The sequence below is a fragment of the Blautia hydrogenotrophica DSM 10507 genome, from assembly GCF_034356035.1.
In the GTDB taxonomy this organism is placed as follows: domain Bacteria; phylum Bacillota; class Clostridia; order Lachnospirales; family Lachnospiraceae; genus Blautia_A; species Blautia_A hydrogenotrophica.
The window spans coordinates 731,762-746,464 of the sequence record NZ_CP136423.1 but is presented as its reverse complement, the minus strand read 5'-3'; the positions used below and the strand labels follow the sequence as shown (position 1 = coordinate 746,464).

The following is a 14,703-nucleotide window of genomic DNA, read 5'->3' as shown; positions in this document are numbered from 1 at the left end:
TCGCATTACCATTCCTGTTTTGGATTTACCATCCTTCCATGTCCTGGTTTTCCTACAATCTTGCCGTCTTCCATGACAATAGAGCCCATGACAATGGTCATCACTGGTTTCCCTTTTAACTGGAATCCATCGTAAGGAGTGTACTTTGTCTTGCTGTACATTTCCTCGTGAGTCACTGTCCACTCTTTTTCCATGTCCACAATCGTCAAGTCGGCATCTGCTCCTGGCTGGATACACCCTTTTCTGGGATACAAACCAAAGATCTTCGATGGCTGGGCTGCCATGCAATCAACGACCCGGTTGATGGTGATCTCACCTTTATTTACACGGTCCAGAAGAATCGGCAGACTGGTCTGAACTCCAATAGTTCCAGGCAGCGTATCCCACCAGGTACGGTTAAACTTCTCATCATTGGAGTGGGGTGCATGGTCCGTGGCCAAAACCTCGATGTCTCCACTGGCCAGTCCTTTCCACAAAGCATCCGAATCTTTCCGGTAACGGATGGCTGGAATCACTCGGATTCCGCCGCCAAATTTCTCATAGTCCTCTGCACTGAAAGTAAACCAGGCAGGACCCACGTCAGAAGTCACCGGTGTTCCCTTTCTCTGGAATTCTTTGATGAGTTCCAAGCCCCGTTTCGAAGTCAGATGGGTGATATGTACTCTACATCCGGACACCTCTGAGAGCACAAATGTACGGTACAGGGCCGAAAGTTCTACGATATCCGGCCTTGCTTCCACGTGGGAATAGAAGTCTTTCTCATCTCTTCCCTCTTCCTTCAGATGCTCCGTATAGTTTTTCACTAATTCCATATCCTCTGCATGGACAGTCACTACATAATCGTGCTTTGCGATTGCTCGGAAAATATCTGCCGCCTCATTGTTGTCCGGAAGATAGTAACCTTCCGGTAGTTCCCAGTCAAAGGTGCTTAAATCCCATTTAAACCCGCACACTCCTGCGTCAATCAATCCATCAATCTGATCTAAGTTATTGACCAGATACGCATAAATTCCATAATTTACATAGGATTTTTCTTCCGCGATTTTTTTCTTAATCTGAAAATTTTCCACACTCAACGTAGGAGGCTGCACATTGGGCATGTCAAAGACGGTCGTGATTCCTCCCGCAGCTGCCGCCATGGAACCCGTGCTGAAATCTTCCTTGTAAGTTAGGCCCGGGTCCCGAAAATGTACATGCACATCCACACCTCCAGGCAGTACATATTTTCCGCCTGCATCGACGATCTTTTGGGCTTTTGCCCCTTCTGCGCTCTCACCTACTGCGGCAATCTTCCCATCCTTCACGAAAACGCAGCCGTCTGTGATGCTGTCAGGGCTGACAATCTTAGCATTTTTTACAATCAAGTCATATATCATTTTTATCCACTCCTTCTCTATATGATGTACTTTCCGAAACTCAGATCTGAATCTGAGATCTTGGATAGCTGTCTGTCCCCTGGCGCAGTCCCATGGCAACTGTCATATACGCCTGATACGCAGAAATCTCAAATGGTTTAAAAATCACCACATCCATCCCGTTTTCCCTTAATTTCTCATTTAGTTGAGGTGCCAGGTCTTCAAAATCCGTACATCCCAGAATGTATCCGTCACAGCCTGTCCGCTCATAAAGCTCCTGAATCTCTCGGTAAAGGGCATTTACCACTCTTTCTTCCCCGTTGCTAATCTCCGAGAAATCTATCTCCACAGAGCTCACCTCACACAGCCGTTCTTCTATCCCCAATTCCCTGGCTATCCTATGAAAGCGGTTGTTGATCTTTTTGGTAAAAGTCAGCACACAGAACTGTTCTACAAGCTGCATAGCATAGAGCATTGTACTTTCCGTCGGACCGATCACCGGAATGCGAACTGCCTCTCGGCAGGCCCTCAAGGCAGTGTCTGCGCTGCAATTAATCACGACTGCGTCAAACCCTCTTTTTTCATATTCCAGGACCTTTCGAAGCAAAGCTGGCGCAGCCAGCGCATCGTCATAGGCATTCAGAATAAATCTAGGCCCTTTCTTGATATACGAAAATTCAAACTCTGCCGGAATACCGGTACAATCTCTCAGCCGATACTTGCTCCGATAGTCATCCTCCGGTGCTAAAATCGGTGATATAATAGCAATCCGAATCATCTTACCTCCTCCTTAACGCTCCTGTTCCTCTTCCCATTCCGTATAAAACCGAGCAATCTTATGAATCAGCTTCTCATTGGCTGGCTGACCCTGTTTTGCCTTTTCCTGGGCAAACTGCCCCACTCTCTTCGCTGCCTGATCTTCTTTTCCGGAACACGATTTTCCTCTCTCCACAATCAGTTTTCCGCCGCAGTACACGGCTGCCACAGACATCCTGCTGCCCCTTTGTAGGATCTTTTCTTCCCAGGTCAGTGATTCACTTGCATAAGGCCCGTCTAGAACTTTCCCATCGAAGCAGATGAAATCCGCTAGATCACCTTTTTGAAGCCTCCCCGGTGAAAGCCCAGATCCCACGGCCTGTACCCCTGCTTGGTAAGCCATGTTCCAAATTTCTCTGGGGGTGATCTGTCCTCTTATCCCTGGAATCGCTGGATTGTGGAGGGCCAGGCGTAACTCCCTCCCATAATCCTGGTCATCGTCCAAGCTACACCCATCCAACCCCACGGCGCAGGGAATCCTCTCGTCTAGCATTTCACGCAGCGGAAATATTCCGCTCCCCAGCCTCAGATTTGAAGAAGGATTCGTGACTGTTTTCACTCTTTTGTCTCTTAGCAGTCTGCGGTCTTTCGCGGTCAGCCATATCCCATGTGCAATCGTCAGCCATGGCCCTAAGACACCTAAGTCTTCCATATGGGAGACCATCGTCTTTCCCCAGCGTTTTTCACTGTAAATACGCTGATACTTGGTCTCCAACAGGTGCATATGAATTCTCATCCCATGCTTCCTTGCGTAGTCTCTCATCTCACATAGGGCCTGGTCACTGCACCACTGTCCTCCCACCGGATGAAGCTGTACGTCAACTCTCTTTTGCTGAATCTCCTCTGCCAGCTCCTGCTTCAATTCCTCCACCAGTGCGAAATACTCTTGGAGTGTCATAGGCTCATCCTGAATCATTCTAGAAAACACCTCGACACAGTCTGGTTCCAGAGTTTGAGAAAATTCCTCCCTGCCGGTATAGATCAAGCTATTCTGATCTGTGTACGGCGGGCACAAAGCCACCCGTACTCCCGCATCCAAATAGCCTCTGACTGTATCCAACAGCTCCTCTTTCATCTTGGCGATATTCATAGGGTTATGGCAGTGTACTACCGTCGTCACCCCCGATTTTGCCAGTTGGATTCCGTCATACAGAGCCGCCTCGTAAACTGGAACTGCCACCTGACCGAGCCTGGGAATCCACAATTCCAGCGGACAGTCCTTCACCCCGAACCAAAATGGGGACAGAGCCCGTCCATGGTCATGGGCATCCAGATATCCAGGTGCGATCACCCATCCCGGTTCCTCTCTCACCTTGGAATCCGGATATGTCTGCAAAAGCTCCGTCGCCGGCCCCACATCCCTCACCTGCTGGCCTTGAAACAGAATTCCCCAGTCTTTGTGCTGTTCTCCGGTTCCGTCTAAGAGCCAGCCTGCACAGATCAGTTCCCCCATCTCTTTCTCACCTCTACATCGCATCTTTGTAAAGGGCAATGACATCCTCTCTGGTAAATTCCACCAGGCTGTTATTCAGCACACCGCCCATGGTGTGGAATACCGAATCTGTCATCGGCCCGATCATCTCCTCTGTCACACCCAGATCTTTCATTGTCAGATCACAGCCAAATTTTTTCAGTACCCCTCGCATCGCCTCCGGGCAAAGAGCGGCCAGTTCCTCCGTACTCATGGTGTCCTCTCCATAACCAAATACTCTGGTGAGGTTCGCGTATTTCTCCATGTCTGCTCTCCAGGTTCTCTCGATATAGGGAACTGCCAGAGGGCACATTGTCAGCCCGTGAGGCGCATTGGTCTGGCCGCCGATGCTGTGTCCCAGCGCATGAATCGCCACAGTTCCAGAGTTTCCCTCACCGATCACGATTCCTCCCAGGGTATTGGCCCAGGCCATTCCTTCCCTCGCCTCTCTATCCTCTTTTCCATTTTCAATCGCTCTTCCCAGATATTTCATCACCAATCTCAGGGCTTCCAGCGCTGCCATATCCGTAAACGCGTTGGCACATTTTGCCACATAGGCTTCCATCGCATGAAACAGCACGTCTATCCCACAGGAACGGGTCACATTTGCCGGGAGGGACATCATAAATTCTGGGTCTACGATGGAGACAGACGGCATCAAAAGGTCGTGGCCCACTCCAGGTTTGTCATGATTCACAGTGTCCGTGACCACAAACCACTTCGTCGCCTCTGAACCAGTCCCCGCTGTAGTTGTGATACAGATCACCGGATACGGCTGTTTTACCTCTTCCAGAGCAGATTTCACCCCGCCTGCCACATAGTCTCTCACAGAGCCGTCGTTCTGCGCCGCCAGAAACGCCACGGCCTTCGCGGTATCCATGGAACTGCCTCCTCCCAATCCCACCGTGAAGTCACAGCCTTTTTCCAGGAAATAAGCCACTTGGCGGTCGATATCCACATCTTTGGGATTCGGCTGTACATCGTCTATGACTTCTACCTCCACACCTGCCTCCTTCAGCAGATTTTTTACTTTCTCCAAAAATCCCAGTTCTCCCATCGTGGAGTCCGCACACAAAAGCGCTTTCTTTCCATACTCTCCTGCAATCTCTCTGAGGACATTTACCTGTCCAAAGCCAACATAGAATTTCGTTGGCATCGTAAAATTAAACTGGTTCATCTTCTATTCCTTCTTTCTCATCTAAACTCAAAACGGTCTCCAACAAGACATTTACGCCGTTCTCCAAATCTTCCTGCTTGGTGTACTCTCTGGGAGAATGGCTGATTCCGTCCACACTGGGAACAAAGATCATCCCCGACGGAAATCTCTGTGTCAGCCACAGTGAATCATGAAACGCGCCGCTTGGCATCCTCAGATAAGGCATACCCTGTCTTTCGCTGGCTTTTGCAATTTCTTCTTGAATCTGTCGATTCATCTTTCCTGGCACATGGGAAGAAAGATGCTCCATCTTCATCCGCAGCCCTCCGCCATCGCAAACAGTCTGTAAGCGCCTTTGAAATTCCACGGCCAGCCGTTCCATCACGGCCTCGTCGGAATCCCTAAATTCCAATAAAAATTCACACCGCCCTGGAATCACATTGACTGCCCCGGGCAAAGCTGTAATCTTTCCCACAGTTCCCACTGAAAATTCTTCTCCCAGCTTCCGAACCAAATCCGGCAATCCACCGATTACCTTCGCCGCTGCCACCAAAGCGTCGTGTCTGTCTTCCATCTTGGTACTCCCAGAGTGATTCGCCTCTCCTGTCAGAGATACCGCATAGCGCCTCACCCCCGCGATGGAGGTGACGACTCCTATGGGAACGCCTCTGCGGTCCAGATTTCCTCCCTGTTCCACATGCAGCTCCAAGGTACATAGGACTGACTCTTTTTTCCTGGCTGCCTTAGCCGCCTCTTTCAAATCCACACCGCAAGTCTTTAAAACTTCTTCCCTGGTCATCCCATAGATGTCCCGTTCTTGTCCATCCAGTTCACTCAGCGAAGCTTTGCAAAAAGCACTGCTCCCGAACATTCCATTGCCGAAGCGGATCCCTTCTTCGTCTGCAAAAACTATGATTTCCAGCGGATGGTTCAATTTCCTCTTCTGTTCCGTCAGCAGCTGGACGATCTCTAGTCCACCCACACAGCCGTAGACTCCGTCATATCTGCCTCCGTCCAGCACGGTGTCCAGATGAGAACCTATGACAATCGCCGGAGCCTGTTGGTCGTTTCCTTCCAGACGGGCAATCAGGTTTCCTGCGGCATCCTCAAAAACTGTGATTCCCAGTTGACGAAAATATTCTGAGAAAAGCTGTCTTCCCCTGCGTTCCTGTGGCGTATAGGCCACTCTGGAATGGGTGCCGTCCGGCATCTTTCCACATTCGTACAGCTCTTCTAGCCTAGATAAAATACGGTTTCCATCTGCTCTCATGCTCATCTTCAATAATACAGGCAGGCTTCCGTTCCACCGTCCACGACCACTGGCTGACCGGTGACTGCCCGCGCCTCCTCACATGCCAAAAATACAGCCATATTGGCGATGTCGTCCGCCTGTACTTTCAAATCCATAGGCTGATAGGTTTTCAGGAAATTTTCCCTCTCCTCACCCACAAAATCTTTGTTCAAAGGTGTGTCCACAAATCCTGGACATATCGCATTGCAGCGTATGTTGTCCTTGGCCATGTCAATGGCAACCGATCTAGTCAGGCTGATCACCCCTGCCTTTGCGCAGGAATACCCCACTTTATTGGGAATCGGTTTGATTCCAAAGGTTCCCGCTGTGTTGATAATGACTCCCCCGCCTCTCTTCCTCAGATATGGAATCACATGCTTACACCCCAGAAACACACTGTATAAATCAATCGCCAGCACTTTCTGAAAATCCTGATAAGTCGTGGTCTCCACAGTTCCCACAGGACTCACTCCCGCATTGTTGTACAGAAGGTCGATACCTCCGAACTCTCTTTCCACTTCTGCAAACATTTTCTGTATCTGCTCTTCACTGGTGATGTCTGCCAAAAACGCCGCAGCCTCACCTCCTGTCTTTTGAATCTCCTCAGCTGCTTTTTGGGCATTTTCCATGGAAATATCTGCCAGAGCTACTTTTGCTCCTTCTGCCGCCAGCTTCTGGGCAATGGTCTTTCCCAGACCGCTGCCCGCTCCGGTCACGATCGCTACTTTTCCCTTTAATCTCATAACTCCATCTCCTTTATCCTGATTGTCTTTTTTCATGCATTTTAACAGTGGGTGATCTGTCCACCATCCACCAACAGCTCTGCTCCTGTACAGTAAGCCGCTTCGTCAGAAATCAGAAACAAAATCGCGGAGGCAATCTCCTGGGAAGTTCCGAATCTTCCCATAGGAATCGACGACACCGACTGCGCATGCATTTTGGGGTCCTTGATAATCCAATCGTTCATCGGTGTGGCAATCGTCCCCGGTGCCACCACATTCGAACGGATTCCACTTGGCCCGAATTCCAGAGCAATCGCTTTGCTTAACTGACGTACAGCCCCTTTCGAAGCACAGTAGTGAGCAGATTTTGTAAATCCTATGTACCCGCTGATGGAACTTAAAAATACCAAAGAGCCTCCGGTTTTCTGATTCAGAAGCTGACGAATAAACGCCTGTGAGCACAGAAAAGAGCCTTTCAGATTGATGTCCAGCATTCTATCCCAGTCTTCTTCTGTCAGCTCTAAAAACGGAATGCTGGAAAAAATACCCGCACAATTCACCAGAGCGTCCACCTGTCCAAAAGTGTCTACTGCCTTTGTAAGCATCTGTCCAATACTTTCCTGACTGCACACATTCACCTGGCTGCAAAGAGCCTTCTGCCCGTTCTCTCTGATCTCCTGAGCAGTCTTATTCATTGCGTCTTCATTGATATCCGCCAGGACCACCGCTGCGCCTTCCTTGGCTGCCGCCACAGCCACTGCCTTTCCAAGACCGCTTCCTGCCCCGGTTACGATTACTGTTTTATTCTCTAATCTCATGGTTTCCTCCATTTTCTATCTTATTTCGTCCCTGCCGCCGCATCTTCCACGGTATAGCTGCGCTCAGGTTCCTTCACAAACATATCCACGACCTCCGTCTGAAATTCTCCCAGCAGTTCTTCGGATACAAATCTTGGATTCCACTCCTGATTTTCGTCATAATGGAACTGAAAACCGGACCCTTCAGGCGTATGGAAACCATAGAAATAGGTTCCACCCTGCAAATCGCCATTCATGGTTCTCTTCACCAGATCCACATATTTTGTGTCCCAGTTATATTCCGTGTAAGTTAAAATCTGATCTGGCGCGTACTCCTTATCTGCCTCACTTCTTCCCAAAACGCAAATGCCGCTTTCTTTACACACATCTATGACGCCTTGCATTCCCGCATTCAACTCATGCATAATCACATCACAGCCGGCTGCCTGCAAAGACAGTGCCGCCTCCCTGGCCTTCGCCACATCTCCCATGTCACTGATATATACCACAGATGTCTCCACTTCTGGATTGACAGTCTTCGCTCCATCTCTCCAACTTCCCACCAGATTATTCATGACGGATACGCCCTCCATCCCTGTGATAAAGCCGATCTTACCAGTCTTCGTGATCTTGGCCGACATCCAGCCATAGGCATACCCATACTGCCAGGGGGCATTATCCACAGACAGTACATTCGGTTTCGCTCCTGTTCCTCCGCAGATCACATAGAACTGCGTATCTGGAAACTCTTCACTGACTTTTATCATGTCGTCCTCAAACTGTCCGCCATGTCCAATAATCGGATTGTGTCCTTTGGATGCATAATCCCTGATCGCCTGCAACTGATCTGTGGTGGTCACGTTCTCGGAATAGGTAACTTCTATTCCCAATTCCTCCTTTACCCTCATCAATGCCTCATAGCCAAATTGATTCCAGCTATGGTCATTGGAGCTGCCGCTCAGCAACAAGGCCGGCTTTATATCTGAAGAGAGCTCTTTTTCTTCGGTCGCTGTCTGTGCTGTCTCAGTATCTGAACTGTCCAAATTCCTGCCACAGCCAGAAAGCATGCTCCCTGTTATTCCTATCGCAAAAATCAACGCAAAAATTTTCTTCTTCATTCATCTCTCGCCTCCATCTGCTGTACAGACAGAGACATTTCCTGTCCTCCTTCCCCTCTCTCAAATACTCTCGGGGATCTGCGGGCAAAGCTTTTGCCCGCAGATATCAAAATCTCTCAAGGAGTAACGAGATTATGACCGTCTTTACTCTTTACTTGGTACCTCCTGCTGCGTCCTCCGCAGTGTACGTGCGGTCTGGACTCTCCACGAACATCTCTTCTACTTCTGTCTTAAATTCTTCCAGCAGCTCATCGGAGACTACTTCCGGATTCCAAGAATGTTCCTCATCATAATGGAACACAAATCCTGGTGCCTCTGGTGTATGGAAACCGTAGAAATAAGTACCGCCTGACAACTCACCGTCCATGGTCTTCTTCACCAAATCCACATATTTGGGTGCCCAGTCAAATTCCGTATAAGTCAAAAGCTGATCTGGAGCATACTCTTTATCAGACTCGCTTCTTCCCAGCGTATAAATATTGTTTTCCTTGCACACGTCAATCACACCCTGCATTCCTGCATTCAGCTCATGCATGATCACATCGCAGCCAGCCGCTTTCAGTGATAGCGCCGCTTCTCTGGCTTTTGCCACGTCTCCCATGTCACTGATATATACCACAGAAGTCTCCACATCCGGGTTCGCTGATTTTGCTCCGTCTCTCCAGCTTCCCACCAGGTTATTCATCGTGGACACACCTTCCATGCCTGTGATAAATCCAATTTTATTAGACTTGGTAATTTTCGCTGCCATCCAGCCATAGGAATACCCATACTGCCAGGGCGCATTGTCCACAGACAATACATTAGGTTCTGCCCCGGTTCCCCCGGCTACCACGATAAACTGAGTGTCAGGAAATTCCTCGCCAACTTTAATCATGTCATCCTCAAAGGCACCACCGTGGCCAATGATCGGATTGTACCCCTTGGAAGCATAGTCTCGGATTGCCTGCAGCTGGTCCACTGTAGTGACATTCTCCGAGTAGGTGACTTCCACTCCCAGCTCCTCTTTTACCTTCATCAAAGCCTCATAGCCGAATTGGTTCCAGCTATGATCGTTGGCGCTACCGCTCAGCAACAAAGCCGGCTTTACCTCTGAGTCTGACTTTCCTTCCTCTGTAGCCGTCTGCGCAGCTTCCTTGTCAGAACTTCCGGAATTACCTCCACAGCCTGCTAACAATCCCACGGTCATTCCCACTGCCATCACCAACGCCAGGATTCTTTTCTTCATACTTCCTTCCTCCCTTTCTTTGCCCACAGGCAATATCATTTACTGTTTCTTATAATGTTTTCCCATAGCCTCCGGATGTCTCCGCGATTTTCCGATAAACAGGATAAACAGCAGTGCCACCAGATAGGGAATCATTAAGATCACATAGGATGAGATATTGATGGTACTCATAATCTGTAAACGAAGCTGTAAAGATTCCGCCGCTCCGAAAATCACTCCGGCACCGGCTGCCCCCAATGGATTCCAGCCTCCAAATGTAGCTGCGATTAGCCCCAGCCATCCACGTCCACCAGAGATATTCTCCACAAAGCTTTGAACTTGTGACAGAGACAGTACCGCACCGCTCAGTCCACAGAAGGCTCCACTGGTCAAAACACCCAGAATTTTCGTCTTTCTGACATTGATTCCTAGAGTGTCCGCACAGCTTGGATTTTCACCCACTGACCGTAGGTTCAGACCCCAGCGGCTCTTGAACATTACCCACCAGGCTGCTGGAATCAGAATATAGGCCAGATAGGTGAGTACTGGCTGTTCAAAAAGCATCGGTCCAATAAAGGGAATCTCAGACAGTCCTGGAATCGCCACCGGGTTCATTCCCCGTATTCTCGGTATCCCTGTCACTCCCCATAGCAGTTTCTGAAGTGAACTCGTCAGACCTAGCATCACAAAATTTGAGCCGAGTCCACAAATTACCTGATCTGCGCCCAAAACCACTGCAAAGTATGCATAAATCGCTGATGCCGTCACTCCTGTCAAAATTCCGATACATACACTGATCAGATGATTGTCCGTCCCGATCATCATCACCACACTGGTGAATGCGGAGATCAGCATAAACCCTTCCGAGCCCATGGCGTACACTCCGGACTTCTCTGAGTAACAGACACCCACCGCAATCAAAATAATCGGCACAGAAATTCGAATCGTCGAGTTTAAATATTCTACTAGTACACTGATATCCAATACAGTTATCCTCCTTTCGCTCCTTAGGTACTCCCGGAATCTCTTTGTGCCCAGATTTCCGAGAGTATACCCTTAACAGGATGTCTCATTGGAAACCGTTTTCACGGTCTTTTCTTTTTTCTTCTTGTAACCTTTTGTGCGGACATGCAGCTTGACCGCATTTCCCACCATGATGGAAATCATAATGGAACCTTTAATCAAGTCCAGCAGAGCACTGGGAATTCCCAAGGAGCGCTGCATCGTCTGCATTCCGGCACGAAGGGCACCAAAGAATAAACCTGCTGGGAGCACCCCGAAAGGATTCGTGCCGCCCAAAAGCGCCACAGCCAAGGAATCAAAACCTAAATTCGTGCCAAATCCCTGTCTCAGACAATCGCTCTTTCCGATTACTTCGATACTTCCTGCCATACCACACAGACCACCACTGATCAGCATCGCCGCCACGAATAATATCGTCGGATTATTTCCTGCAGTCTTACACGCCATAGGCGAAAGTCCCGCCGAACGAATCCGCATTCCCATTGGGGTATACCAGAGGAAATAGCCGAAAATAGCGATGACCACAATTGCAATGAAGATACCACTATGTACATACCCCATCTGCGGCCAGTTTTTTAGCAAAAACTGTTCCCCGAATGTGTCCGTCTGTGGAAAACTCACATTGGTGGAAGACTGGAATGGTCCATTGACCATAGCTGAGATCAAATAACTACCTATGTAGTTCAACAGCAACGTAATCAGCAGCTCATTGACCCCCTTAAACAGTCGGAATAAAACCGCAATCCCCGCAAAGGCCATACCAAACACAAAAGAGAGAACTAATATTGCTGGAATTCCAAGCGCCCTTGGAAGACTCGGCATCATCAAAGCAATCGTCGCCGCAGCCAGACCGCCCACAAATAACTGGCCTTCCTGTCCAATATTGTTTGCACCTGCCCGAAACGCAATCGCTGTTCCTGTTCCTGCAATTAAGAGAGGTACTGCACAGTTTAAAGTACTTCCAATCTCTAGCTTTCCTCCGAAAGCGCCTTTTATCAATTCTGAAAAGAAGGTAGCAGGATGTATGCCCCACAGCATGACGAAAATCGCCCCGATCGCCATCCCGATCACTGCACCGATGACAGGCATCATATCCAAGACTACGTCCAACACCGATTTCTTTTTTCTCTTATCTTTCATTCTGCCACCTGCTCTCCCGCCATCATCAGTCCGATTTTCTCCACTTGCGCTCCCTCTCCTGGGATAATTCCCATCAGAGTACCTTCGTAGAGAACACCAATTCTGTCACTGACGCTGAGTATCTCCTCCAGTTCCGTGGAAATGTAGAGGACTGCTGCCCCCTCATCTCTGGCTTTCAACATGGTATCAAACACAAAATGAGTCGCGTCGATGTCCAGCCCTCGTGTCGGATAGACTGCGATAATCAAATCCACCTTCTCTCCTACCTCTCTGGCCAGAACCACCTTTTGCTGGTTGCCGCCGCTTAGATTCCTCGCCTGCTCTGCTGGCCCTGAAGCCGCCACGTGAAACTGTCTTAATTTTTCTTCTGTAACCTGTGTGATCTTCCTGTGATTCATCACCCAGCGATTCCCGTATGGCGGCTGGTCTGGATGATTCAATGCCACATTCTGCTGAAGAGAAAAGTCCAATACCAAGGCCGCATGATTACGGTCAGCCGGTATGTAGCCGATGGGCATTTTCCGCATTTTCTTCGTGTTGTATTTGCTGACATCCTTTCCTAGAACTGTAATTTTCCCGCTGGTCAGCCTGCGAAGTCCCATAATCAGTTCTGAAAGATCTTCCTGCCCATTTCCATCCACGCCCGCTATTCCCAGAATCTCTCCTCTTCTCAGCTCCAGAGAGATATCCTTTACTCCTGAAGACTCAAAGACTGGGTCTGCACAGACATGTTCCAGCTTCAACACCACTTCCCCAGGCTCACACTTGGATTTCTCCACCTGAAGATTGATATCTCTTCCCACCATGTAGGCGGCCAGCTGCCTGGAATCCAAATCCGGCGTGTTGTCCAAAGTCCGTATCATTTTTCCGTCGCGCATGATAGAAATCCGGTCGCACAACTCTAAGACTTCCGGGAGTTTGTGACTGATAAAGATAATGGATTTTCCTTCCCTGCGCAGACGGTTTAAGATTTCAAACAATTTTGTGACTTCTTGCGGTGTGAGTACCGCAGTGGGCTCGTCCATAATCAGTAAGTCTGACCCCCGATACAGTGCCTTCACAATCTCCACTTTCTGCTGCTCTCCCACCGCTAGATTTTCAATCACTGCTCTGGTCTTAATGTCCAGCCCATATTCCTTTGACAGACTCAGAACTCTCTTCTCTGCCTCATCTAGAGGAAGCTCTATAAATTTGCCTTCCTTTCTCCCCAGAATAATATTCTCCAAAACTGTAAATTTTTCCACCAATTGAAAATGTTGATGAATCATGCCAATTCCAAGCTCTATGGCCTCAGCTGGGGAATGTACTGTGACTTCTTTTCCCTTCCAGATAATTGTGCCTTCATCCCGTTTCAGCAAACCGTACAGCATGTTCATCAAAGTCGACTTTCCTGCACCGTTCTCACCCAACAATGCGTGAATCTCTCCTTTGCGTATTTCCAAGCTCACATCATCGTTTGCCACAATCTTTGCAAAGCGTTTTGTGATATGGTGCATCTCCAGCAAATTTTCCTTGCTGCCGTTCATAAACCTCCCCCTTTCATATAAAAAAGAATCCTACGGAGTGTTTGCATACTTTCGTATACACCGATGGCGCAGTAATCCTGCGCCATTTCCTTATCTCGGCTCCTTCTATTCACTTAAAGAAGATGGGTGTTCCAACACCTTCGCAAATTCTTCTAGGAGTTCTGCCGCGTCTTTTCCATCCAATACCTGATGGTCAAAGGTCAGGCTGAAACCAATAGTTTTTGCCGTAGTGATCTTATCGTCCTCCACCCACGGCACCGTATTCATTCTTCCCACTCCCAGAATCACTGTCTCAGGGAAATTCAGAATTGGTGTAAAGAAATCCACGTTCTGTGGTCCCAAATTCGTCAGGGTAGCTACTGCGTTTCCTGTCTGTTCTGGCAGCAGACTGCCATCTCTAGCTGCCTTCACTAAGTTTTTGCGTTCCTTCGCAACGTCTTCCAGGCAGAGTTTATCCGCACCGCGGATCACAGGAACAATCAGTCCTTCCTCCATCGCCACTGCCAATCCAATGTCCATGTTGTTCTGTTCTATCGCACGCCCATCTGCCAATTGCACACATGCTTTCGGATACACTGACAGCGCCTTTGCCAGTGCTTTCACCAACAGGTCATTGTAGGAGACTCCCGTCAGTCCTGCTTTATATTCTGCCAGCTTGTCCACTCGAATTGTGCGCAGCAAGGTGAGCTGAGCCGTCTTTTGCAAACTAGATTTCATATTATCAGCAATCGTCCTGCGAATTTTAGAAAGCTCTTTTCCTGGCTGAAGATCAGGCTCTTTCGTCTCCTCCTGAGCCTGCATATTCTCCTGAACCTCTGTCCCCTCAGCAGCCTCTTCCTCTGTATCCGCCACATAGACCAGAATTGTTCCAACTTCTACTTCTTCTCCTACCTCATACAAGGGATTCGTCAAATACCCGTTGCAGGGAGCCTCAATGTCTACCGTCGTCTTCTCTGTCTCTATGGAGAGCAGGGGATCTCCCTGGGTGATTTCCTCCCCTTGTTCTACATACCATTCCATGATTTCTGCCGCCATCATGGTCATACCAAATTTCGGCATATATACCGGTGTTTTTGCCATC

General features: G+C 48.9%; 13 protein-coding genes. All 13 read right to left on the bottom strand.

From position 1 onward, the window contains the following. Window positions 1-5: 5 nt before the first annotated feature. Window positions 6-1,376: a dihydroorotase gene (locus tag BLHYD_RS03590; protein ID WP_005949625.1), complete on the bottom strand. Its 1,371-nt coding sequence runs from the start codon at window positions 1,374-1,376 to the stop codon at window positions 6-8. 40 nt (window positions 1,377-1,416) lie between these two features. Then, a complete protein-coding gene (locus BLHYD_RS03585) occupies window positions 1,417-2,133 on the bottom strand; it encodes an aspartate/glutamate racemase family protein (RefSeq protein ID WP_005949624.1) in 717 nt (238 codons plus the stop codon). A 12-nt stretch (window positions 2,134-2,145) separates the two neighbouring features. Further along, window positions 2,146-3,624 carry an amidohydrolase family protein gene (locus BLHYD_RS03580; protein WP_040350657.1) on the bottom strand — a complete coding sequence of 493 codons (1,479 nt, stop codon included), beginning with the start codon at window positions 3,622-3,624 and terminating at the stop codon, window positions 2,146-2,148. Between the two features lie 13 nt (window positions 3,625-3,637). Continuing rightward, window positions 3,638-4,819, bottom strand: coding sequence for an iron-containing alcohol dehydrogenase (locus BLHYD_RS03575; protein WP_005949622.1), 1,182 nt, complete (start codon window positions 4,817-4,819; stop codon window positions 3,638-3,640). Beyond that, window positions 4,806-6,068 (bottom strand): Zn-dependent hydrolase, encoded by a 1,263-nt coding sequence (locus BLHYD_RS03570; protein ID WP_040350701.1) that lies wholly within the window; start codon window positions 6,066-6,068, stop codon window positions 4,806-4,808. The genes BLHYD_RS03575 and BLHYD_RS03570 overlap by 14 nt, the downstream gene beginning before the upstream one ends. 8 nt (window positions 6,069-6,076) lie before the next feature. Then, window positions 6,077-6,832: an SDR family NAD(P)-dependent oxidoreductase gene (locus tag BLHYD_RS03565; RefSeq protein ID WP_021845216.1), complete on the bottom strand. Its 756-nt coding sequence runs from the start codon at window positions 6,830-6,832 to the stop codon at window positions 6,077-6,079. A 41-nt stretch (window positions 6,833-6,873) separates the two neighbouring features. Further along, window positions 6,874-7,629, bottom strand: a complete 756-nt coding sequence (locus BLHYD_RS03560) for an SDR family NAD(P)-dependent oxidoreductase (RefSeq protein WP_021845217.1) — start codon at window positions 7,627-7,629, stop codon at window positions 6,874-6,876. Window positions 7,630-7,649: 20 nt separating this feature from the next. Further along, window positions 7,650-8,726: a BMP family protein gene (locus BLHYD_RS03555; protein ID WP_005949617.1), complete on the bottom strand. Its 1,077-nt coding sequence runs from the start codon at window positions 8,724-8,726 to the stop codon at window positions 7,650-7,652. Between the two features lie 151 nt (window positions 8,727-8,877). Further along, window positions 8,878-9,954: a BMP family protein gene (locus BLHYD_RS03550; RefSeq protein WP_021845218.1), complete on the bottom strand. Its 1,077-nt coding sequence runs from the start codon at window positions 9,952-9,954 to the stop codon at window positions 8,878-8,880. A gap of 39 nt (window positions 9,955-9,993) precedes the next feature. After that, window positions 9,994-10,917 carry an ABC transporter permease gene (locus BLHYD_RS03545; RefSeq protein ID WP_050769899.1) on the bottom strand — a complete coding sequence of 308 codons (924 nt, stop codon included), beginning with the start codon at window positions 10,915-10,917 and terminating at the stop codon, window positions 9,994-9,996. Between the two features lie 72 nt (window positions 10,918-10,989). After that, entirely contained in the window at window positions 10,990-12,096 is a 1,107-nt protein-coding gene (locus BLHYD_RS03540) for an ABC transporter permease (protein ID WP_005949611.1), read from the bottom strand. Further along, window positions 12,093-13,622: an ABC transporter ATP-binding protein gene (locus BLHYD_RS03535; protein WP_005949609.1), complete on the bottom strand. Its 1,530-nt coding sequence runs from the start codon at window positions 13,620-13,622 to the stop codon at window positions 12,093-12,095. The genes BLHYD_RS03540 and BLHYD_RS03535 overlap by 4 nt, the downstream gene beginning before the upstream one ends. Before the next feature lie 105 nt (window positions 13,623-13,727). After that, window positions 13,728-14,702: a dihydrolipoamide acetyltransferase family protein gene (locus BLHYD_RS03530; RefSeq protein WP_005949607.1), complete on the bottom strand. Its 975-nt coding sequence runs from the start codon at window positions 14,700-14,702 to the stop codon at window positions 13,728-13,730. Window position 14,703: the final 1 nt, after the last annotated feature.